At 64.6% G+C, this 21,258-nt stretch carries 20 protein-coding genes; 11 read left to right on the top strand and 9 right to left on the bottom strand.

All coding sequences use genetic code 11. From position 1 onward, the window contains the following. Positions 1-43: 43 nt before the first annotated feature. Positions 44-826 carry a TrmH family RNA methyltransferase gene (locus AC3G88_RS22245; RefSeq protein ID WP_488773115.1) on the top strand — a complete coding sequence of 261 codons (783 nt, stop codon included), beginning with the start codon at positions 44-46 and terminating at the stop codon, positions 824-826. A 10-nt stretch (positions 827-836) separates the two neighbouring features. On the opposite strand, the gene AC3G88_RS22250 is transcribed toward AC3G88_RS22245, so the two are convergent. Then, on the bottom strand, positions 837-1,445 hold the full coding sequence (locus AC3G88_RS22250; RefSeq protein WP_488773114.1) for a hypothetical protein: 609 nt from the start codon (positions 1,443-1,445) through the stop codon (positions 837-839). Positions 1,446-1,531: 86 nt separating this feature from the next. Next, positions 1,532-2,344 carry a posphoenolpyruvate synthetase regulatory kinase/phosphorylase PpsR gene (gene ppsR, locus AC3G88_RS22255; RefSeq protein WP_092600258.1) on the bottom strand — a complete coding sequence of 271 codons (813 nt, stop codon included), beginning with the start codon at positions 2,342-2,344 and terminating at the stop codon, positions 1,532-1,534. A gap of 378 nt (positions 2,345-2,722) precedes the next feature. Here ppsR and ppsA point away from each other — a divergent pair, with 378 nt between their 5' ends. The 3 genes from ppsA to AC3G88_RS22270 all read left to right on the top strand — a co-directional run bounded on the left by ppsA (position 2,723) and on the right by AC3G88_RS22270 (position 6,702). Beyond that, positions 2,723-5,107: a phosphoenolpyruvate synthase gene (gene ppsA, locus AC3G88_RS22260; protein WP_488773113.1), complete on the top strand. Its 2,385-nt coding sequence runs from the start codon at positions 2,723-2,725 to the stop codon at positions 5,105-5,107. Between the two features lie 179 nt (positions 5,108-5,286). After that, positions 5,287-5,712: an NfeD family protein gene (locus AC3G88_RS22265; protein WP_488773112.1), complete on the top strand. Its 426-nt coding sequence runs from the start codon at positions 5,287-5,289 to the stop codon at positions 5,710-5,712. 51 nt (positions 5,713-5,763) lie between these two features. Beyond that, positions 5,764-6,702 (top strand): SPFH domain-containing protein, encoded by a 939-nt coding sequence (locus tag AC3G88_RS22270; RefSeq protein ID WP_153947777.1) that lies wholly within the window; start codon positions 5,764-5,766, stop codon positions 6,700-6,702. A 74-nt stretch (positions 6,703-6,776) separates the two neighbouring features. Here AC3G88_RS22270 and smpB read toward each other — a convergent pair whose 3' ends face one another. Beyond that, entirely contained in the window at positions 6,777-7,226 is a 450-nt protein-coding gene (smpB, locus tag AC3G88_RS22275) for an SsrA-binding protein SmpB (RefSeq protein WP_092599990.1), read from the bottom strand. 185 nt (positions 7,227-7,411) lie between these two features. On the opposite strand from smpB, the gene AC3G88_RS22280 reads away from it, so the two are divergent. Next, on the top strand, positions 7,412-7,852 hold the full coding sequence (locus AC3G88_RS22280) for a type II toxin-antitoxin system RatA family toxin (protein WP_066735285.1): 441 nt from the start codon (positions 7,412-7,414) through the stop codon (positions 7,850-7,852). Then, positions 7,836-8,195: an RnfH family protein gene (locus AC3G88_RS22285; RefSeq protein WP_488773111.1), complete on the top strand. Its 360-nt coding sequence runs from the start codon at positions 7,836-7,838 to the stop codon at positions 8,193-8,195. Before AC3G88_RS22280 ends, AC3G88_RS22285 begins: the two co-directional genes overlap by 17 nt. A 32-nt stretch (positions 8,196-8,227) precedes the next feature. On the opposite strand, the gene AC3G88_RS22290 is transcribed toward AC3G88_RS22285, so the two are convergent. Together AC3G88_RS22290 and AC3G88_RS22295 are read right to left on the bottom strand one after the other, a co-directional pair. Beyond that, positions 8,228-8,770, bottom strand: coding sequence for a DUF4124 domain-containing protein (locus AC3G88_RS22290; RefSeq protein ID WP_488773110.1), 543 nt, complete (start codon positions 8,768-8,770; stop codon positions 8,228-8,230). Positions 8,771-8,862: 92 nt separating this feature from the next. Next, positions 8,863-9,834, bottom strand: a complete 972-nt coding sequence (locus AC3G88_RS22295; RefSeq protein ID WP_488773109.1) for a DMT family transporter — start codon at positions 9,832-9,834, stop codon at positions 8,863-8,865. A 115-nt stretch (positions 9,835-9,949) separates the two neighbouring features. Between AC3G88_RS22295 and guaB the strand changes: the two genes are divergently transcribed. From guaB to guaA, 3 genes are all read left to right on the top strand, one after another. Then, positions 9,950-11,413, top strand: coding sequence for an IMP dehydrogenase (gene guaB / locus AC3G88_RS22300; RefSeq protein ID WP_400395062.1), 1,464 nt, complete (start codon positions 9,950-9,952; stop codon positions 11,411-11,413). A 94-nt stretch (positions 11,414-11,507) separates the two neighbouring features. Next, a complete protein-coding gene (locus tag AC3G88_RS22305) occupies positions 11,508-12,173 on the top strand; it encodes a hypothetical protein (RefSeq protein WP_488773108.1) in 666 nt (221 codons plus the stop codon). Next, positions 12,148-13,767: a glutamine-hydrolyzing GMP synthase gene (gene guaA, locus AC3G88_RS22310; RefSeq protein ID WP_488773107.1), complete on the top strand. Its 1,620-nt coding sequence runs from the start codon at positions 12,148-12,150 to the stop codon at positions 13,765-13,767. The genes AC3G88_RS22305 and guaA overlap by 26 nt, the downstream gene beginning before the upstream one ends. Positions 13,768-13,892: 125 nt before the next feature. Here guaA and AC3G88_RS22315 read toward each other — a convergent pair whose 3' ends face one another. From AC3G88_RS22315 to AC3G88_RS22325, 3 genes are all read right to left on the bottom strand, one after another. Next, complete coding sequence (locus AC3G88_RS22315; RefSeq protein WP_488893982.1) at positions 13,893-15,068, bottom strand: GGDEF domain-containing protein; 1,176 nt, start codon at positions 15,066-15,068, stop codon at positions 13,893-13,895. A 129-nt stretch (positions 15,069-15,197) separates the two neighbouring features. Further along, a complete protein-coding gene (locus AC3G88_RS22320; protein WP_488773105.1) occupies positions 15,198-16,430 on the bottom strand; it encodes an amidohydrolase family protein in 1,233 nt (410 codons plus the stop codon). An 85-nt stretch (positions 16,431-16,515) separates the two neighbouring features. Continuing rightward, complete coding sequence (locus AC3G88_RS22325) at positions 16,516-18,039, bottom strand: MFS transporter (protein WP_488773104.1); 1,524 nt, start codon at positions 18,037-18,039, stop codon at positions 16,516-16,518. A 210-nt stretch (positions 18,040-18,249) separates the two neighbouring features. On the opposite strand from AC3G88_RS22325, the gene AC3G88_RS22330 reads away from it, so the two are divergent. Both AC3G88_RS22330 and AC3G88_RS22335 read left to right on the top strand, forming a co-directional pair. Beyond that, positions 18,250-19,293: an endonuclease/exonuclease/phosphatase family protein gene (locus tag AC3G88_RS22330; protein ID WP_488893983.1), complete on the top strand. Its 1,044-nt coding sequence runs from the start codon at positions 18,250-18,252 to the stop codon at positions 19,291-19,293. Positions 19,294-19,431: 138 nt separating this feature from the next. Continuing rightward, positions 19,432-19,941, top strand: coding sequence for a DUF1993 domain-containing protein (locus AC3G88_RS22335; RefSeq protein WP_153947767.1), 510 nt, complete (start codon positions 19,432-19,434; stop codon positions 19,939-19,941). 92 nt (positions 19,942-20,033) lie between these two features. Here AC3G88_RS22335 and AC3G88_RS22340 read toward each other — a convergent pair whose 3' ends face one another. Then, positions 20,034-21,242 carry an MFS transporter gene (locus tag AC3G88_RS22340; RefSeq protein WP_488773101.1) on the bottom strand — a complete coding sequence of 403 codons (1,209 nt, stop codon included), beginning with the start codon at positions 21,240-21,242 and terminating at the stop codon, positions 20,034-20,036. Between the last annotated feature and the right edge of the window lie 16 nt (positions 21,243-21,258).

The raw sequence follows: 21,258 nt of genomic DNA on the forward strand, positions 1-21,258 counted from the left end.
GGCCCAGGCCCAGGAAGCGCCGCCTTTCTAAGACACCACCCCCTTGAAGCACGTCACTTCGCGCGATAACGCGCTGTTCAAGCACCTGAAGGCCCTGATCGGGTCTACGCATCAACGTCGCAAGGCCGGGCAATCGGTGCTGGACGGCGTGCATCTGGCGCAGGCCTACGTTGCCGCATTGGGTCAGCCGGTCTCTTGCGTCGTAGGCGAACGTCATGTTGACCATGCCGAAGTACGGCGCCTGCTCGACCAGGTCGAGCCCGAACGCGTCGTCGTGCTGGCCGATGCGCTCTTCAGCCAGATCAGCAATGTGGCGAACGGCATCGACCTGCTGTTCGTGATCGAGACGCCGGCGGGTCATCTGCCAGCGCAGATTGCGACAGACTGCATCATCCTCGATGGCGTCCAGGATGCGGGCAACGTCGGCTCGATCCTGCGCAGTGCCGCGGCGGCTGGCATTCCTCACGCGTTCCTGACCACCGGCTGTGCATTCGCCTGGTCGGTCAAGACACTGCGTGCCGGCATGGGTGCGAATTTCCATCTCAATATCGTCGAGCACTGCACACTCGACATGCTCGCGTCCCGGCTGGCCGTGCCGCTGCTTGCGACGTCCTCGCATGCCGACGCCACCGTGTTCGATACCGACCTGCGCCAGCCGGTAGGTTGGGTCGTCGGCAACGAGGGCGCGGGCGTGAGCCAGGAGTGGATGGCACGCGTCTCGCGCAAGGTCGGCATTCCGCAACCCGGTGGCCTGGAATCGCTGAACGTCGCCGCAGCGACCGCCATCTGCCTGTTTGAAGCGGTACGCCAGCGGCGGACAGGCTGAGCGAGCGCTGTTAGCGAGGGCGGCTGCCCAGTTTTTGGCTGGGTTCCGTGGCGCCTGAAGTGGCCTTCTGTTCGACCAGGAGGTGCAGGAGGTCCGCGATCTGACCGATCTTCCCGTCGATCTGGTCGAACTTCCCGTCAATCTGGTCGAACTTCCCGTCAATCTGGGCGAATTTCCGGTCGATCTGGTCGAACTTCCTGCCGAGCCCGACTTCGAGGTTGTTGAAGCGCTCGTCCATCTTGTCGAAGCGTTCGTCCATCTTATCGAGGCGCCGGTCGACCTTGGCGAAGCCTTCGTCAACCTTCACTTCAAGCCTGTCGATCCGGCGGTCGATGCCATCCAATCGCTTGTCGGTTGCCTGGGATTGGCGGTCCATCACGCCGAGCCGCTCATCCACCATATCGAAGCGGTAATAGATGTTGTCGGTCGTCTTGTCGGATTGGCGCCCGGAGTAATCGAGGATGGCGAAGATCCCGCCGAGGGCGACGAAGACTGCAGTGAAGATGGTGGCGGCCATGCGCCAGTCGTGGCGCGGCGGGTAGCGGTGCTGGCGAGCGCGGGTGGGATCGGCCGCGTCGGGGAGGCTGGAAAGCGGATCAGCTGACATGGTGATGGACATGGTTCATGAAAGAAAACGTTCGATGACGTCATCTTTCCCCTCCAGCCATCACCCGCCAAGAAGACGATTCTCAAAAATCGTGTGTTTCAATAGTTATCGCGGTCGACCTTGATTTCCTGCAGGATCGTCGTCGCGATTTCCTCAATCGACTTGTGGGTCGACGACAGCCACTTGATCCCTTCGCGGCGCATCATCGCCTCGGCCTCGTTGACCTCGTAGCGACAATTCTCAACCGCCGCGTACTTGCTGCCCGGCCGGCGCTCGTTGCGGATCTCGGTCAGCCGCTGCGGGTCGATCGACAACCCGAAAATCTTGGACTTGAACGCGTAGAGCGCCGAAGGCAGACGTCCGCGCTCGAAATCGTCGGGGATCAGCGGATAGTTGGCCGCCTTGAGGCCGTACTGCATGGCCAGATACAGGCTGGTAGGCGTCTTGCCGCTGCGCGACACGCCCACCAGGATCACATCGGCGTCCTCGAGGTTCTTGTGTGACTGACCGTCATCATGCGCCAGCGAGAAGTTGATTGCCTCGATGCGGTTCTTGTACGCCTCGGTATCGGCGTTCTGGTGAAACCGGCCGATCGCATGCGTGGACTTCAGTCCCAGTTCTTTTTCCAGCGGTTCGATGAACGTCTGGAACATGTCCAGAATCATGCCCTTGGCGCGGCGCATCGCCTTGTTGGACTCGGCGTTGACAAGCGTGGTGAACACGATGGGCGGCACGCCCTCGTTGTAGAACGCCTCGTTGATCTTGCTGACGGCCACATGCGCCTTCTCGGGCGTGTCGACGAACGGCATGCGCACCTTGCGGAAGCGCATCTCGAACTGGGCCAGGATCGAGTGGCTGAACGTCTCGGCCGTGATGCCTGTGCCATCCGACACAATGAAAACCGTACGCACGGCAGGGCGATCCACAGGTGCCGTCGCAGCCCCAGGCTGGGCGCCGGCAGCGGATGAAGAAGACTGGGAAGTCAGGGCTGGCGCGGGTTGCGACGCGTCAGGCGCTTCGGGCAGGGACATGTCTGAACAATTATTTTGGAGCAGCCGCCGAGCGAAAGTGCGGTGCGGCACGGTAGAATAGCGGCGATCTTTTGGCTAAGCAATTCCGCCAATCCCAGCCAGGCAACGATTTGGCGCCGAATTGTCGACAATGTGCATTGCAGCATCGGAAGCGTCCGATGTCACACGGAATTGCTCAGCCAAGCGATCCGCCGGGGCCAGAACTCCAACAACATACCGGTCGGTGCAAAAGATTTCTTACTTTGTTTTGAGGCTTTTATGACCAACCAGGTAAATAACGGCGCCTACGTGCTCCCGTTCGAAGAACTGCGCATGCAGGACGTGGAGACCGTCGGCGGCAAGAATTCGTCGCTTGGCGAGATGATCTCGCAGCTGGCCGGTGCCGGTGTGCGCGTCCCCGGCGGTTTTGCCACCACCGCGCTGGCATTCCGCGACTTCCTCGAACACAACAACCTGACCGCTCGCATTTCGGAACGCCTGAAGACGCTTGACGTCGACGACGTGAAGGCCCTGGCAGAAGCCGGTGCCGAGATCCGCAACTGGGTGGCCTCGGCGCCGTTCCAGCCGCGTCTCGAGACCGAAATCCGCGAGCACTATGCACGCGTGTCGGCGCGCGAAGGCGCCGAGGCATCGTTCGCCGTGCGTTCGTCGGCCACCGCCGAAGATCTGCCCGACGCTTCGTTCGCAGGCCAGCAGGAGTCGTACCTCAACGTCAGCGGTATCGACGACGTGCTCGACAAGATCAAGCACGTGTTCGCGTCGCTGTACAACGACCGCGCCATTTCCTACCGCGTGCACAAGGGCTTTGCCCACGACGTGGTGGCCCTGTCGGCCGGCGTCCAGCGCATGGTCCGTTCGGACCTGGCTGCCTCGGGCGTGATGTTCACGATCGATACCGAGTCGGGCTTCCCGGACGTGGTGTTCATCACGTCGAGCTATGGTCTTGGCGAAACGGTGGTGCAGGGTGCCGTGAACCCGGACGAGTTCTACGTTTTCAAGCCGACGCTGCAAGCCGGCAAGTACCCCATCATCCGCCGTTCGATCGGCTCGAAGCTGATCAAGATGGAATTCACCAAGCCAGGCGAAGCCGGCCGTGTGAAGACCGTGGACGTGCCGCCCGAGCTGCGCAACCGTTATTCGATCAGCGATGACGATGTGAACGAGCTGGCCCGCTACGCGATGATCATCGAGAAGCACTATGGCCGCCCGATGGACATCGAATGGGGCAAGGACGGCAAGGACGGCAAGATCTATATCCTCCAGGCGCGTCCGGAAACCGTGAAGAGCCAGTCGGCCGGCAAGGCCGAGCAGCGATTCAAGCTGAAAGGCACGTCCGCGGTGCTGACCAGCGGCCGTGCAATCGGCCAGAAGATCGGCACGGGCCCGGTCCGCGTGATCAACGATCCGTCCGAGATGGAACGTGTGCAGCCTGGCGACGTGCTGGTGGCCGACATGACCGACCCGAACTGGGAGCCGGTGATGAAGCGTGCCGCGGCGATCGTCACGAACCGTGGCGGCCGTACCTGCCACGCCGCGATCATCGCGCGTGAACTGGGTGTGCCGGCCGTGGTCGGTTGCGGCGATGCCACCGACGTGCTGAAGGACGGCACGCTGGTGACGGTGTCGTGTGCCGAGGGCGACGAAGGGCGCATCTACGACGGTCTGCTCGAAACCGAGGTCACCGAGGTCATGCGCGGCGAAATGCCGGAGATCGAGACCAAGATCATGATGAACGTCGGCAATCCGCAGCTGGCGTTTGATTTTGCGCAGATCCCGAACCACGGTGTTGGCCTGGCTCGCCTGGAATTCATCATCAACAACAACATCGGCGTTCACCCGAAGGCAATTCTCGACTATCCGCAGGTCGATGCCGACCTGAAGAAGGCCGTGGAATCGGTGGCCCGTGGCCACGCCAGCCCGCGTGCCTTCTACGTGGACAAGCTGGCCGAAGGCATGGCCACGATCGGTGCCGCGTTCTATCCGAAGCCTGTGATCGTGCGTCTGTCGGACTTCAAGTCGAACGAGTACAAGAAGCTGATCGGCGGTTCGCGCTACGAGCCGGACGAGGAAAACCCGATGCTGGGCTTCCGTGGTGCTTCGCGCTACATCGCCGACGACTTCGCCGAAGCGTTCGAGATGGAATGCAAGGCCATGAAGCGCGTGCGCGACGAGATGGGCCTGACCAACGTCGAGATCATGGTGCCGTTCGTGCGGACGCTGGGCCAGGCCGAGCGCGTGATCGAACTGCTGGCCAAGCACGGCCTGAAGCGTGGCGAGAATGGTCTGCGCATCATCATGATGTGCGAGGTGCCGTCCAACGCGATTCTGGCCGAAGAGTTCCTGCAATTCTTCGACGGTTTCTCGATCGGCTCGAACGACCTGACCCAGCTGACGCTGGGCCTGGACCGCGATTCGGGCATGGAACTGCTGGCCAAGGACTTCGACGAGCGCGATCCGGCCGTGCGTTTCATGCTGCAGCGCGCCATTTCCACGGCGCTGCGCCTGGACAAGTACGTCGGCATTTGCGGCCAGGGCCCCTCGGACCATCCGGACTTTGCAGCCTGGCTGGCCAAGGAAGGGATCAAGTCGATCTCGCTGAATCCTGATTCGGTGGTGGAAACCTGGCAGCAACTGGCTTCCTGAGGCATTTCGCGTCACAATAGCGACGTACCCGAACAAGCGGCGTCCGGCCTGATGGGCCGGCGCGCCGTGTGGCACCGGCCCTGCGGTCAGGTGTTCCAACTGCCCCCGCAGACGCCGCAGGCGTTTGGCGGGGGTTTTGTTTTTTCGGGCTGGTGTCTGGCTGGCTGGAAAGGAACGGGATGACGTCGTACTACTTTTGGTTTGCCGCGTCCGTGGTGCTGTTGATCGCGGAAATGGCCACCGGCACGTTTTATCTGTTGATGGTCGCCTGCGGCGTGACAGCCGGCGGCATTGCCGCGCTGCTGGGTGCCGAGGTACCCGTGCAGACGGTTACCGCGGCAGTGGTTGCCATCGTGGCCATCGTGGCGATGCGGCGCACACGCTTCGGCCGGCTGCGCCGTAGCGATGCCGCGACCAACCCTGACGTGAACATCGATATCGGACAGGAAGTCGAAGTCTCCGCCTGGGATGCCTTCCGTCGCGCCCGCGTGCCATATCGCGGCGCCGACTGGACCGTGGAGCTGGCTCCCGGGACCGACCCCTCCCCGGGGCGCTACACAATCATCGAAGTTCGCGGCGCCACGCTTATCGTGTCGCCACGCTAGCCTGGCGCTTGCCTCTGCCTTGCAGTCTTTTCTTTTTGACGGGAGTCGTACATGCTTGCCTATCAGCTCGGTCTGTTTCCGCTGATTCTGCTCATTGCCGCCATCGTACTGATTGCGAAGTCCATCAAGATCGTGCCACAGCAGCACGCCTGGGTACTGGAGCGGCTGGGGCGCTACCACGCGACGCTGACGCCGGGCCTGTCGATTGTCGTGCCGTTTATCGACCGCGTGGCCTACAAGCACATCCTCAAGGAAATCCCGCTCGATGTGCCGAGCCAGGTCTGTATCACGAAGGACAACACGCAGTTGCAGGTCGATGGGGTGCTGTACTTCCAGGTGACTGACCCGATGAAGGCTTCGTACGGATCGAGCAATTTCGTGGTGGCTATCACGCAGTTGTCGCAGACCACGCTGCGGTCAGTCATCGGCAAGCTGGAACTGGACAAGACGTTCGAGGAGCGCGAATTCATCAATCACAGCGTGGTCAACGCCCTCGACGAGGCGGCGGCCAACTGGGGGGTGAAGGTGCTGCGCTACGAGATCAAGGACCTGACGCCGCCGAAGGAAATCCTGCACGCGATGCAGGCCCAGATCACGGCGGAGCGCGAGAAGCGGGCGCTGATCGCCGCGTCCGAGGGCAAGCGCCAGGAGCAGATCAACCTGGCCTCGGGCGCGCGTGAAGCCGCCATCCAGAAGTCCGAAGGGGAAAGGCAGGCCGCCATCAACAAGGCGCAGGGCGAGGCCGCAGCCATTCTGGCCGTGGCGGAAGCCAATGCGCAGGCCATCGAGAAAATCGGCCACGCCATTCGCGGGGAGGGCGGTACGGAGGCAGTCAACCTGAAGGTGGCGGAGGAATACGTTGCCGCCTTTGGCAACCTGGCCAAGCAGGGTAATACGCTGATCGTGCCAGGCAATCTCGGCGAGATGAGCTCGATGATTGCTTCTGCGCTGCAGATCGTGAAGGGCCAGAAGGTCGAGAAGGTGCTCTGACGCCATCTGGCATCGCTGAAAAACGAAAACGAAAACGAAAACGAAACGAAAACGGAGGCCGAGGCCTCCGTTCTTCATTCCTTCTCGCTTTTCATCAGGCGCGCCTTTTCGCGCTGCCAGTCGCGGTTCTTTTCGGTCTCCCGCTTGTCGAACTGCTTCTTGCCCTTGCCTAGGCCGATTTCGCACTTGATGCGGCCGCGCGTGTAGTGCAGGTTCAGCGGCACCAGCGTATAGCCGCGCTGCTCCACCTTGCCGATCAGTTTTCTGATCTCGTCGGCCTTGAGCAGCAGCTTCCGGGTGCGTACCGGATCGGGCGTGACGTGCGTGGAGGCGCTTTGCAGCGGGCTGATGTGGGCGCCGATCAGGAACATCTCGGCGTTGCGCACCACAACATAACCTTCCTTGATCTGCACGCGGTTCGCCCGGATCGCCTTGACTTCCCAGCCTTCCAGCACGATCCCGGCTTCATAGCGTTCTTCGATGAAGTAGTCGAAAAAGGCCTTCTTGTTGTCAGCGATCGTCATGCGGGAGGTGATTTCCTAAATTTGACCGGCGCGGCCTGGCAGGGCGGCGGCAGTGAGGGTGCGCAGCAACATGACTGCGGCCGAGCGCGCCAAGGCGTGCCGTGTTCGCGGCTGTCGGCTAAAATCCTGATTTTAGCAAACCGCTCCGGCCCGGCCCAGTCCCGAGGTGCCCGCAACCCGTATACATGGCAGACGTCCATAAATCCGTCCTGCTCGGCTTCTCGGCCGAACAGATGTACGACCTGGTCACGCGCGTGGAGGACTATCCCAAGTTCCTGCCATGGTGCGGTGGCGTGGAGGTCTTCGAGCAAACCGACACGCTGCTCGATGCCAAGATCCATATCCATTTCAGCGGCATCAAGCAGTATTTCCACACGCGCAATACCCAGGAGCGTCCAACTCGTATCGATATGACGTTCGCGGACGGTCCTTTCAAGACCTTCAACGGTTCCTGGCGATTCACGCCGTTGCGCGCCGATGCCTGCAAGATCGAATTTCACCTGCATTACGAATTTTCGAGCGTCATTCTCGAAAAAATCATCGGTCCGGCGTTCAGCGTGATCGCCAACACGTTTGTGGATGCCTTTGTCAAACGGGCCGAGGTGGTCTATGCCAAGCAAGGCTGAAGCATCGGCGACCGTCCGCGTTTCGGTCTGCTATGCCCGTCCGGATGCGGTGTTCCTGAAGGAAGTTGCCGTCCCGGAGGGCACGACCATCGTCGGCGCCATTCAATCCAGCGGGCTGACCGAGGCGCACCCGGAAGTGGATCCCACGACGATGCGCGTGGGAATCTACGGCAAGCTGAAATCGCTGGATACCGTGGTGCGCCAGGGTGATCGGGTGGAAATCTACCGTGTCCTGACGGCGGATCCCAAGACCGCCCGGCGCAAGCGCGTGCAGAAAACCCGGGCCTCCGGGATGCGCGAGGGCCAGAAATGGCTGCGCGGCGGAGGCGGGCAGGGCGCCTGAACAGGGCCTCCTGCCTTCAAGGCATCAGCCCGTCAGCCGCTGCACTGCTGGTTGATCGAATCGTTGGTGCGCGCCAGTTCGGCCGTGCGCTCGTCGTCGTTGAGGCGCATCGGGGCGCCGTCGGCGCCGGATCGGGACACCCGCACGCCGGCACTCAGCCCGGTGGCGTAGTTACGCAACTGCTGGCACCGTTCGTCGCGCGCCAGCTGGCTGCGTTCCTTGGCGGCAGCTTCCAGGTCGGCCTTGATGCGGGCATCGCGGCGCTCGCGGAATGCCTCGTCGGCATCGACGGGTTTGTCGGCCTTGGCCTTGGCGCTGACCTGCTGCATGCGCGCGCTGCCCGTCGGCGCCGGGTTGCCGTCAGCCTTGGCGGTTTCCGTTTCCAGCGGGCGATAGGCGCCGGCTACCCGGCCCGGCGCGGCCAGGATGGCCCGTTCAGGCACCGATGGCGACGGCGGAACATCGCTGTAGACCGTGCGGCCGTTGGCGTCCTTCCATTGCCACTGGGAGAAGGCGGTGCCGGGAATGGCCAGGCTTGCGGCAATCAGCAGGTACAGCGCGGACGATCGTTTCATGGCGAAATCGTGAGCGGGTCGAGCAGGTTGTGTTGGCATCAGTCGCCAGTGGGGTTGACTTTCGTGTGACCCACCCGGCATTGGCCGCTAGTCTACTGAGACTTGTCCGTCGCATGCAAGCGGACCGACCACGCTACGCCAGCCATCAGCAACACAATGGCGGCGATTTCCAGCGGCCGCGGCCAGCGGTGATCGAACACGAACCCGTATGCCAGCGCGAACAGCGTCTCGAAGACGATCATCTGACCGGACAGCGTAAGCGGCAACCGGCGGCTCGAAATGTTCCAGAGATTGTTGCCAATTAGCGACGCTCCCAGCGCAACCGCCGCGTTGACGGTCCAGAACCACTGCCAGTCCCGGGCGCTGCCTGGGGCCGTCAGCGTGTCACCGAACGCGAGCCAGCCGGCGATTGCCAGGATCAGCGACACCAGCCCGGTGGACAGCCCATAGAGCGCGGACCACTCGTTGCCGCTGAAGTGCGGGTGCCGCTGCAGGTAGCGCGCGTTGTCCACGGCATAGAGCGTCCAGCAGGCCAGCGCCCCAGCCGCACAGAGCACGCCGGCGATTTTCTGCCACACGGGGCGGATCGTTGCGTCCGCCACGGCCGCGCCGTGGGCACCGCCACCACCGCCACCACCGCCGAACAGGTCCACGTTGATGCAGGCGATGCCGGCCGCCACGACCAGCAGCGGCAGCGTCAGGCGGCGCAGCGGCACGGCGCCATGGTCGCGCCGGCCCATCAGCGTGACCGAGATCGGCAGGATGCCGATGATCAGCGACGTGGGGCCCACGCCCGCCAGTTGCACGCCGAACGCCAGCAGCACGTAGTAAAGCAGGTTGCCGGTAAAGGCCTGCCGTAACAGGGCCACGCAGTCGGGGCGTGTCAGCTTGCGCGCAATGCGGCGCATCAGCGGCAGGGCGGCGACCAGGGCCACCAGGCCGTACGCCAGATAGCGGCCGATTGCCAGTTCCCAGGGGGGAAATGCCGGCAGCAGCTTTGGGGCGATGAATACCATTCCCCAGAACGCGCCGGCCAGCAGCCCGCACAGTACGCCGATTCCCATGGTCTCCCGATGCCTTGTTTGAAAAAGGTGGCCGAGAATAGCAAACGGCTTGCAACAACGCATCAGCAAATCCTGCATTCCTGTATAATCTGCTTTTGCGCCTAGAGGATTCGCTATGCGTCTTGTCCAGAAAGCACTCACATTCGATGACGTGCTGCTCGTCCCGGCCTATTCGGCCGTCCTGCCCCGGGATGTTTCCCTCCGCACCCGACTGACCCGTTCGATCGAACTCAATATTCCGCTGCTGTCCGCCGCCATGGATACGGTGACGGAAGCGCGCCTGGCCATTGCCATGGCGCAGGCCGGCGGTATCGGTATCGTTCACAAGAACCTGAAGCCCGCCGACCAGGCCCGTGAAGTGGCGCGTGTAAAACGCTACGAATCGGGTGTGCTGCGTGATCCGATCACCATTTCGCCGGACATGAAGGTTCGCGATGTGATTGCGCTGTCGCAACAGCACGGCATTTCGGGTTTCCCGGTGCTCGAGGGCAAGACCGTCGTCGGCATCATCACCAACCGCGACCTGCGTTTCGAAGAAGAACTGGACGCACCCGTGCGTGCCAAGATGACCCCGCGCGACAAGCTCGTGACGGTGGCCGAAGGCGCGCCGCTGGAAGAAGCCAAGCGCCTGATGAACCGCCACCGCCTTGAGCGCGTGCTGGTGGTCAACGCGGCGTTCGAGCTGCGCGGCCTGATCACGGTAAAGGACATCCAGAAGGCCGTGGACAATCCGCTGGCCAGCAAGGATGCGCACGGCCAGCTGCGCGTAGGCGCCGCAGTGGGCGTGGGCCCGGACAACGATGAACGCGTGGAACTGCTGGTCAAGGCCGGCGTCGACGTGATCGTGGTGGATACCGCGCACGGCCACAGCCAGGGCGTGCTGGACCGCGTGCGGTGGGTCAAGCAGAACTTCCCGCAGGTGCAGGTGGTGGGCGGCAATATCGCCACCGGCGCCGCCGCGCTGGCGCTGGTCGAGCATGGCGCCGATGGCGTCAAGGTCGGTATCGGCCCTGGCTCGATCTGCACCACACGTATCGTGGCCGGTGTCGGTGTGCCGCAGATCACGGCCGTGTCGAACGTGGCCGAGGCGCTCAAGGGCACGGGCGTGCCGCTGATCGCCGATGGCGGCGTGCGCTATTCCGGCGACGTGGCCAAGGCCCTGGCGGCCGGTGCCCACACCGTGATGATGGGCGGCATGTTCTCGGGTACCGAGGAAGCTCCGGGCGAGGTATTCCTGTTCCAGGGCCGCTCGTTCAAGAGCTACCGTGGCATGGGTTCGGTTGGCGCGATGAAGGACGGCGCGGCTGACCGCTACTTCCAGGAAGACAACACCGCCAACGTCGACAAGCTGGTGCCGGAAGGCATCGAAGGCCGAGTCGCGTACAAGGGACCGGTGCAGGCGATCATCCACCAGCTGACTGGCGGCATCCGCGCGTCGATGGGTTACTGCGGCGCCAGCTCGATTCCGCAGTGGCACGAATCGGCCGAGTTCGTGCAGATCACGGCAGCGGGCATGCGCGAATCGCATGTCCATGACGTGCAGATCACCAAGGAAGCGCCGAACTACCATATCGATTGATGTCGATCTGGCCTGCCCTGACGGGCACCACGGCCGCGCCGGTTCTGTCGAGGTTGACGGGGCCTGCGCGGCCGCGCCGCAATAAGGAGCGACCATGAAGGTATTGCTGCGAGCCGTGCTGTTTTTCGATGCGGTGCTCGACTTGCTGCTTGGCCTGCTGCTGCTGATGTCGCCGTTCACCACGCTGTACGCCGCGCTGCAACTGCCGGTGCCGGAGCCGGCCCTGTTCGGGCAGCTGCTGGGCGTGGCCACGCTCGGCATGTCATGGCTGCTGTTCACGGCCACATTCAATGGACATATGACGGTGCCCGTGGCGCGCGTCGCCGGGTTGATCAACCTGGCCAGCGCGATACTGGTGGCCGCCTGGACGCTGTTCCTGGACATGCCCGTCCAGCCGGCCGGCAAGGTCTGGCTGCTGACGATGGCGGCCATGCTGCTGTTCTTCGCCATCGTGCTGATTCCGTCGGCCAAGAAGGTGCGGCTGCGCGAACGCGCGCTGGCCGACCAGGCCAAGGCCGACCGCGACGCGCGTGCCGCCGGCGTTCCCTATCCGACCGACGTTACCGACGTGACCGATGTCGCCGACAGCGGCATTGGCCGCCCGGCGCGCCCGGCGACGTCCCCCGCATCCCCCGAATACCGGCGCGAGCCGGTCATCACGCCGCCGCCCGGCTATGGCCCGGGCACCGAAGTCATGACCGAACCCGATCCGGATGCACTGCCCACTGCCAATCATGCACGACAAAATCCTCATTCTTGATTTCGGTTCGCAAGTCACGCAGCTGATCGCCCGCCGCGTTCGCGAAGCGCACGTCTACTGCGAAATCCATCCGAACGACGTGACCGATGAATTCGTCCGCGAGTTCGCGCCAAAGGGCGTGATCCTGTCGGGCAGCCACGCCAGCACCTACGAAGACCACCAGCTGCGCGCACCGCAGGCCGTGTGGGATCTGGGCGTGCCGGTACTGGGCATCTGCTACGGCATGCAGACCATGGCCGTGCAGCTGGGCGGCAAGGTCGAATGGAGCGATTCGCGCGAGTTTGGCTACGCGGAAGTCCGCGCCCATGGCCATACGAACCTGCTCAAGGGCATCGAGGATTTCAGCACGCCCGAAGGCCACGGCATGCTGAAGGTCTGGATGAGCCACGGCGACAAGGTGACCGCGCTGCCCGACGGCTTCAAGCTGATGGCATCGACGCCGAGCTGCCCGATCGCCGGCATGGCCGACGAGGCCCGCGGCTACTACGCAGTGCAGTTCCACCCGGAAGTCACGCACACGTCGAAGGGCCGCGAGATGCTCGATCGATTCGTGCTGCAGATCTGCGGCGCGAACCCGGATTGGGTGATGGGGGACCACATCGCCGAGGCCGTGGCCAAGATCCGCGAGCAGGTGGGCGACGAAGAGGTGATCCTGGGCCTGTCCGGCGGCGTCGATTCGTCGGTGGCGGCTGCGCTGATCCATCGCGCGATCGGCGACCAGCTGACCTGCGTGTTTGTCGATCACGGTCTGCTGCGCCTGGACGAAGGCAAGATGGTGATGGACATGTTCGCGGGCCGCCTGCATGCCAAGGTCATCCATGTCGACGCATCGGACCAGTTCCTGGGCCACTTGGCCGGCGTGACCGATCCGGAGCAGAAGCGCAAGATCATCGGCCGCGAGTTCGTGGAAGTGTTCCAGGCCGAAGCAAAGAAGCTGACCAACGCCAAGTGGCTGGCGCAGGGCACGATCTACCCGGATGTGGTGGAATCGGGCGGCACCAAGACCAAGAAGGCAACCACGATCAAGAGTCACCACAATGTGGGCGGACTGCCCGAAACGCTGGGGCTGAAGCTGCTGGAACCGCTGCGCGACCTGTTCAAGGACGAAGTGCGCGAACTGGGCGTGGCGCTGGGCCTGCCGCCAGAAATGGTCTACCGCCATCCGTTCCCGGGTCCGGGCCTCGGTGTGCGTATCCTGGGCGAGGTCAAGCGCGAGTACGCCGATCTGCTGCGCCGCGCCGACGCGATCTTCATCGAGGAACTGCGCAAGACCATCGCCACCGAGCAGGATGCCGCCGCCGGCCTGTGCGAACCGCATCAGGTGGGCAAAAGCTGGTACGACCTGACCAGCCAGGCATTCGCCGTGTTCCTGCCGGTGAAGTCGGTTGGCGTGATGGGCGATGGCCGCACGTACGACTACGTGGTGGCGCTGCGCGCCGTGCAGACCACGGACTTCATGACCGCGCACTGGGCGCATCTGCCGTACGCGCTGCTGGGCCGCTGCTCGAACCGCATCATCAACGAGGTGCGCGGCCTGAATCGCGTGGTGTACGACGTTTCGGGCAAGCCGCCTGCAACGATCGAATGGGAATAATCCCCCGGCCTTAGGCCATCCGGCGCCTGGCAGGGCCGGATGCGCCGGTGCCGATCCCGCATCGGGCGGATGCCAGCAGGTATCCGCCTGCCGGACCCCGCCTCACATGGCCTTCCCCGGCCGCGTCACACCGTCGCCGACTGGTCCTCGGTTTGCGCGATTTCCAGACGATTCCCACCCAGCGCCTTGGCCCGGTACAACGCCTGGTCAGCGGCGACCAATGCGTCACTCAGCACTGGCGTTTCCCGCTCGGATTGCGCCAGCCCGATGCTGACTGTGGCCGGAATGCCGACGCCCCCGATACGGCCGGCGATATTCTCGGCGAACTGCGCCGCCACGGTCGCGCCGAGCGTGCCGGCGCGCTGCGCGTCTGCGCCATATAGCAATGCAGCGAATTCCTCGCCGCCGATGCGTGCGAACAGGATGTCCGGGCCCATCACGCCCCGGGCGATCTCCGCGAACGATTTCAGCACTTCGTCGCCGGCCTGGTGGCCGTAGCGGTCGTTGATGGCCTTGAACTGATCGAGGTCGAAAGCCAGGACGGCTACCGGTCGGCGGTGGTCTTCGGCCGCCAGAATGCGTTGGCCCTGTTCGAAAAACCACCGGCGGTTGCCCAGGCGGGTCAGGTAGTCAGTCTGGGATTCTTTGAGCAACTGCATGTGGCTGTCTTCGCGGATCAGCTTCAGGATCGTCATCGGCAGGATCACCGAATACAGGACCCCCTCGTACATGGTGATCTTGCTCGCGATGCCTTGCATGGCAGGCCCGTACGCCGACACGAGCCAGGGCAGCGCAAACGCACGGCCGGCGTAAAGCAGGGCGTGGATGCCCGCCACGGCCACGACGATGTGACGCGCCAAAAATGGCTTCAGCGCCTCACACCGCAGCATTTCGCGTGCAGTCATGGCGCTGATGATGGCAATGGGGAACGCGCTGACGTAGTTCCACACAGCATCCAGCCATCGTGTGCCGGATACTGCCCAAACGGCTGCCATGCCACACAGCACGACGCCGACGGTGATGTGGTAGCGCCGGCTACTGAGCGCCGCCACGCCATTGAGGATCAGCAGGTAGCCGCACAGCATTACCAGGTTGGCGAGTGCCGATCCCAGCACACCGGGCACGGCGCGCCGGAAGAGCACCGTCACGCAGCCGACGGCAAGCGTCGCAAATGCCGCGGACAGAATGCGCAGGGCCTTGCCGTGCCGGGGATTGGCCAGGTGTTCCCAGAACATCATGCCCGCACTGGCGAGCAGCGTTCCGATAGCCAGAAGGTAAAGGGTAAGGAGATCGACGTACATCCAGATGACATGACATTGCGCCGGGGCTGTGCGCCGGCTTGCGAATTCTACGTTGGAATGACGGCATGTCGTGGATGCTTCCGAAGATCTCCGGCAGGTGTTTCGACGATTCCGGGGCTGTGGGCGTTTTCAACCCGGCAGGTCGAGATCACCAAATCGGTAAATGCGTCCGCCGCGCATGACAAAGTCCACCTGCGCGGTGGCCGCGATGTCGGCCAGCGGATCGCCTGGCATCGCCACGATGTCGGCCTGGCGTCCGACTTCGAGCACGCCGATGTCGGAGCGTTGGAGCAGGGCCGCGGCCACGCTGGTGCCCGCGCGCAGCGCCCGGGCCGGCGACAGGCCGGCCGCCACCATCGCCTGGAATTCCAGAATGCCGCGCGAGAACGGGAACATGCCGCAGTCGGTGCCCAGTGCGATGTGGGCGCGGCTGCCGGCCATGCGCCGCTGGGCCCGCTCGATTTCGGGCAGGTCGCGCGAAAACTTCCAGACCGCCTGCGGCGGCAACGTGTTGGCCGCCAGCATGTCCTTGTCTTCCAGCGTCATCTGCATGGTTGGCACCAGGAAGGCGCCCGACGCTTCGGCCAGCGCAATGCCCTCGTCGTCGATCAGGTAGCAATGTTCCAGGCTGCGCGCGCCGGCACGCAGGGCCTGCTTGCAGCCTTCGGCGGCGCCCGTGTGCACGGAAACCGGAAGGCCCAGCTGATGGGCGGCGGCTGCTGCGGCCTCCATTTCTTCGTCGAACCACGTCACGCGCGCAGGGTCGTCGCCAAAGCTCATATAGCCGCCGGTGTTCATGGTCTTGATCCAGTCGGCGCCATGCGCGGCCTGGCAACGCACCTGCTTGCGGATATCGGTGGGCGAGTCGGCCGTTTTCGACAGCCCCAGATGGCAGCGGCACGGCAGCGCGCCCTGCATGTCGCCATGGCCGCCCGATCCGCTGATCATATGCGGCGCCACGAACAGGCGGGGACCGGTCAGGCGGCCCGCGTTGATTGCGTTGCGCAGTTCCAGCCCCGGCCAGCCATCGTCGAACGTGCCGAGGTCGCGCAGGGTGGTGAAGCCATAGCGCATGTACTGGCGGGCCAGGCTCAGGCCAGCCAGCGCCTTGCCGGCGCTGGACTGCAGGATCTGCTGCTTCAGGTTCATCCCATCCAGGAACAGGTGAACGTGCGTGTCGATAAAGCCCGGCGCGATCGTGCGATGGGACAGATCGATCACGCGGGCATTGCGCGGCCGCGCCACCGACGGCCCGATGGCGGCAATCGTGTCGTGTTCGATCAGGATTTCGGTGGGTCCCTGCAGGGTGTCGCCGAGACCGTCGAACAGGTTGCCGCAGATGAGAACGATGGATGCAGACATGGAACAGGCCTCCTTGATGAGGACATCAGTACGGAAGACATAAAAGGCGCAGTTGCAGGCGTCACCGTGCGCGGATGCCGGCCCATCACCGGGCAGGCACACCGGGTTTGGCGCGCGGGATGGTTGCCATGATCGAAATGGCCGCCACGACGACCATGCAGAGGTTGAATGCCAGCGCCAGGATGGCCGCCGTACGCACGGCCACCTGGTCCTGGGCGCCCTGGAAGTCGATCAGCCCGTCGAGCATCTGCGCGCCTTCGGCATGGGTGCGCACGGCCGTGAAGATCGTGGCCGAGATGGCCACGCCGAACGCGCCGCCCAGCGACGACGCCATCTTGTAGATGCCGGCGCCGGAACCCGCCTGGTCCGGCGGCAACGCGGACAGCGCGGCATCGGTGGACGGGGTGGCATAGAACGCCAGGCCGATACCCTGCAGGGCAAAGCCGATGGTGGCGACGATCTTGTAGTCGGCCAGCGTCAGCTGCGTCATCGCCAGGCAGATCACCGACGCGGCCGTCAGCGCGCAGCCCCACAGCATCGGCTTGCGGGCGCCAAACCGCTGCAACAGCTTTTCGCCGACGCGGATAAACGCAATGATCGTGATGGCGAAGCCGATGGTCAGCACGCCGGCCTGCTGGGCGGTCATGTTGCCGCCCAGCTGCGCCAGCTGCATGACCACGATCAGCGTGCCGGCCACGCCGTTGAGCATGAAGTTGGAAATCGTCGCGCCGGTGTAGGTGCTGCTGCGGAACAGGCGGAAGTCGATGAACGGGTCCGCGGCGCGGGCCTCGTGGCGCAGGAACACGAAACCGAAGATCACCACGGCTGCCACCAGCAACAGCGTGCTGACGCTGGTCCAGCCGAACCGGGCACCCTGCGTGACCACCACCTGCAGCGCGATCATCGCAACCATGAAGGTGAAGATACCCTTGCGGTCGATCTTCGCGTCGTGCCGGTCCTCGGCCCGGCTTTCGGGCGTGCCCCGGATCATCAGCAGGCCGGCCACGGCCGCCGCGATCGACAGGAAGAAGATCGAGCGCCAGCCGAACTGGGCCGCGATGGTTCCGCCAAAGATCGCGCACACGCCCGAGCCGCCCCACGATCCGATCGACCAGATGCTGATGGCCCGCTGGCGTGCCTTGCCGGGCCAGTATGTCTTGATCAGCGCGAGGCTCGACGGCATGATGCATGCCGCCGACAGGCCTTGCAGCGCGCGGCCCGCCAGCAGGCAAGGTATGGCCAGCGGGCCGGCCGGCGCGATCGCCACCAGCAGCGACCCCGCGATGCTCAGGCAAAAGCCGAGCTGCAGGATGCGGTAGCGCCCCACGCGGTCGGCGATGCCGCCCATGAAGACGATGAAGATGCCGGAGAACAACGCGGTGATGGCCACGGCGATGTTCATCGTGGTGGGCGACAGGCCCAGCGTGGCGCCCATGTCCGGCGCAATGTTCAGCGTGGTCTGCGCGAACAGCCAGAACGTCAGCACACCCAGCACGATGCCGAACAACACCCGGTCGTTCCCGGCGAAGTTAGGCGGCTGCGCGCGCTCGGATGCTGGCGAAAGGCCAGCTTCAGGATTCCCTGCGGTGGTACCTGTAGCGTGATTCATGGCGTCTATCCCTTGATGGCCGTTGTGTTGTCAACGATGCGAGCCATCGTATTTCCGGGGGGAGCCGTGGGCGTTGACGCGGATCATGGGAGGCGGCGCGGCATCGTAGTCCGCTGGAATTGGCGTTATCCAGCCGCGCGCTTGATGCAGACCAATGCAGCCGCCAGGGGCGGCCCCGACGATGGCCGGCTTTCAACGTGGCGCCCTCCAATGACCCACTACGACTTCCTTGCCGATATCGCCGACGCGCATGCGCGTGCCCGCACCATCGAAGGCCTGACACGCTTGCGCCAGGCGCTGGCGAGCCAGATCCCGGCGCGCACGGCCACCGATACGCTGCTGCTGGCCACATGGAATATCCGCGAGTTCGACAGCGGCAAGTACGGCTACCGTTCGGAAGAGTCCTACCTTTACATCGCCGAGGTGCTGAGCCGCTTCGACCTGATCGCCATCCAGGAAGTCAGGGACGGCCTGTACCCGTTGCAGCGGCTGCAGCGCATGCTCGGGCCGTGGTGGGGCTATCTGGTGACCGATGTCACGCTGGGCACGTCCGGCAATGCCGAGCGCATGGCCTATCTGTACGACCGCCGCAAGGTGCGCTTTACCGGGCTGGCTGCGGAACTGGTGCTGCCCAGGGCGGGCAGGGCGGGGCCGGCCCCCGTGCAGCTGGCGCGCTCGCCATACCTGGCCGGCTTCCAGGCCGGATGGGCGTACCTGACGCTGGCCACGGTCCATATTTACTACGGCACCGGCAAGCCCGACGACGCGCGGCGGCTGGCGGAGATCACCGCCTTCAGCAAGACCGTCGCCAGGGCGGCCGGAAAGCTGTCGGCCGCGCCGCAGCCGGCGCCCGGCGTGAAGGCCGACCCGGGCAACCTGATCCTGCTGGGCGACTTCAATATCTTCAACCGGCGCGACGTGACGATGGAGGCGATCACCCGGGCGGGGTTCGTCGTGCCTGAGCCGCTTCAATCCTTGCCGGGCTCGAATGTGGACAAGAACCGGCACTACGACCAGATTGCCTACTTCCGGCGGCTGTCGCGCATGGCGCCGACCGGCCACGCCGGCGTGTTCGACGTGTACGAGCACGTCTACCGGCTGGCCGACGCCGATGCCTACGCGTCCGAACGCCAGACCCGGCCGGGGCGAAGCTTCAAGGACTGGCGCACCTATCGCATGAGCGATCATCTGCCGATGTGGATCGAGTTCGGCATCGACGATGCGGATGCGTGGCTGGCCGGGCTCGGCGGCTAGCCAGCGGCTCCGGCGGTTCCGGTCTATGCTCTGGCCTGCGACACCGGCAGGCGTCAGCCCGCGGCACACCGCGCGCCACGCGCCGCCGGACCACGCAGTGACACGACAACATCCCACGACCCATGCAAGGAGCCCCCCATGGCCCTCTCGATGTACGACGTATCGATCCCGGTGTTTGTCCGGGCCCTGACGAACCTGTCCGCCATCCTTGAAAAAGGCGCTGCCCACGCGCAGGCACAGGGCATGGACGCCGCCGAGCTGCTTCAGACGCGTCTGATTGCCGACATGGACGCGCTGCCGGCGCAGGTGCAGCGGGCCAGCGACTCGGCCAAGGGCTGCGCGGCACGGCTGGCCGGGATCGACATCCCGTCGTATCCGGACAACGAGACCACGTTCCCCGAACTGCAGGAGCGTATCGCCCGGACGGTGGGCTTCCTGAAGTCGATCCGCCCCGAGCAGCTTGAGGGCAGCGAAACGCGCGTGGTGGAGCTGAAGTTGCGCAACGGCCCGGTGACGTTCGATGGCAAGAGCTACACGCTCGGGTTTGCGCTGCCGAACTTCTACTTCCATGTGACCACGGCCTACGACCTCCTGCGTCACAAGGGCGTGCAGATCGGCAAGATGGATTTCCTGGGCGCGCCGCGCTAAACGGCAATGCCATCGGAAAACGGGCCTGCGAGGCCCGTTCTGCTTTGGATGCGCAGGCTACCGGGCCCGATGGTGGTAATCGAGGGTGGAGATCAGTGCTGCAGGGCCCCGGCCGGCATGCCACCGGCGCGCACGTCGATGCCTGCGGCACGGTCAAGCCGGCCGCTCAGCTCGGTCAGGGCCCAGGCCACCAGCACCACCATCGCGCCGATCCACGGCGTATGCATCAGGCCGAAGTGCTCGACGACCAGCCCGCCCGCCCATGCCGCGCCGGCGATGCCCAGGTTGAAAGCGGCGATATTGAGTCCCGACGCCACGTCCACGGCCTGCGGCGTGTGGTGCTCCGCCTGCTTGACCACATAGACCTGCAGTCCCGGCACGTTGCCGAAGGCCACCGCGCCCCAGGCCAGTACCGTGGCGAGCACCAGCCACCGATGCGGGGCGGTGAAGGTCAGCACGAACAGCACGGCCGCCAATAGTAGAAATACGATGCGCAGCGCCGCGATCGGGCCATGGCGGTCGGCCAGGCGGCCACCCCAGATATTGCCGATGGCGACCGAGACGCCATACACCAGCATCACCAGGCCCACGGCGCTGGCGCTGAAGCCCGACACATCCTGCAGGATCGACGCCAGGAACGTGAAGGGGATAAACGATCCGCCATAGCCGATGGCTGTCTTGGCATAGACCAGCAACAGGCGCGGCTCGGCCAGAACGCGTGCCTGTTGCAGCAGCGAGGCCGGCGCGGCGTGGCGGATCGTCGATGGCACGAACAACAGGCTGCCCACAAACGCGATCACACCGAGCGCGGAGACCGCCAGGAACGTCTCGCGCCATCCGAAGTGCTGCCCGATGAACGTACCCAGCGGCACGCCGGTGACCAGTGCGACCGTCAGGCCCGTAAACATGATGGCGATGGCGCTGGCTGCCTTTTCGCGCGGCACCAGGCTGGTGGCGATGGTCGATCCGATCGAAAAGAACACGCCGTGCGCCAGGCCCGTCAGCACGCGCGCGGCCACCAGCGATTCATAGCTCGGCGCCTGCCAGGCCAGCAGGTTGCCGGCGGTGAACAGCGCCATCAGCGACAGCAGCAGCGCCTTGCGCGGCAGGCGGCCGGTCAGCGCGGTCAGCACCGGGGCGCCCACGGCCACGCCCAGCGCATAGAGGCTGACCAGCAGTCCCGCCGATGGCACGCTGATGTGCAGGTCGGCGGCGATGGTCGGGATCAGGCCGACAATCACGAATTCGGTGGTTCCGATGGCAAAGGCACTGATTGTCAGCGCCAGCAAGGCAACGGGCATGGCAAGCTCCGGTATT

Source organism: Cupriavidus sp. 86D6 (assembly GCF_057815095.1).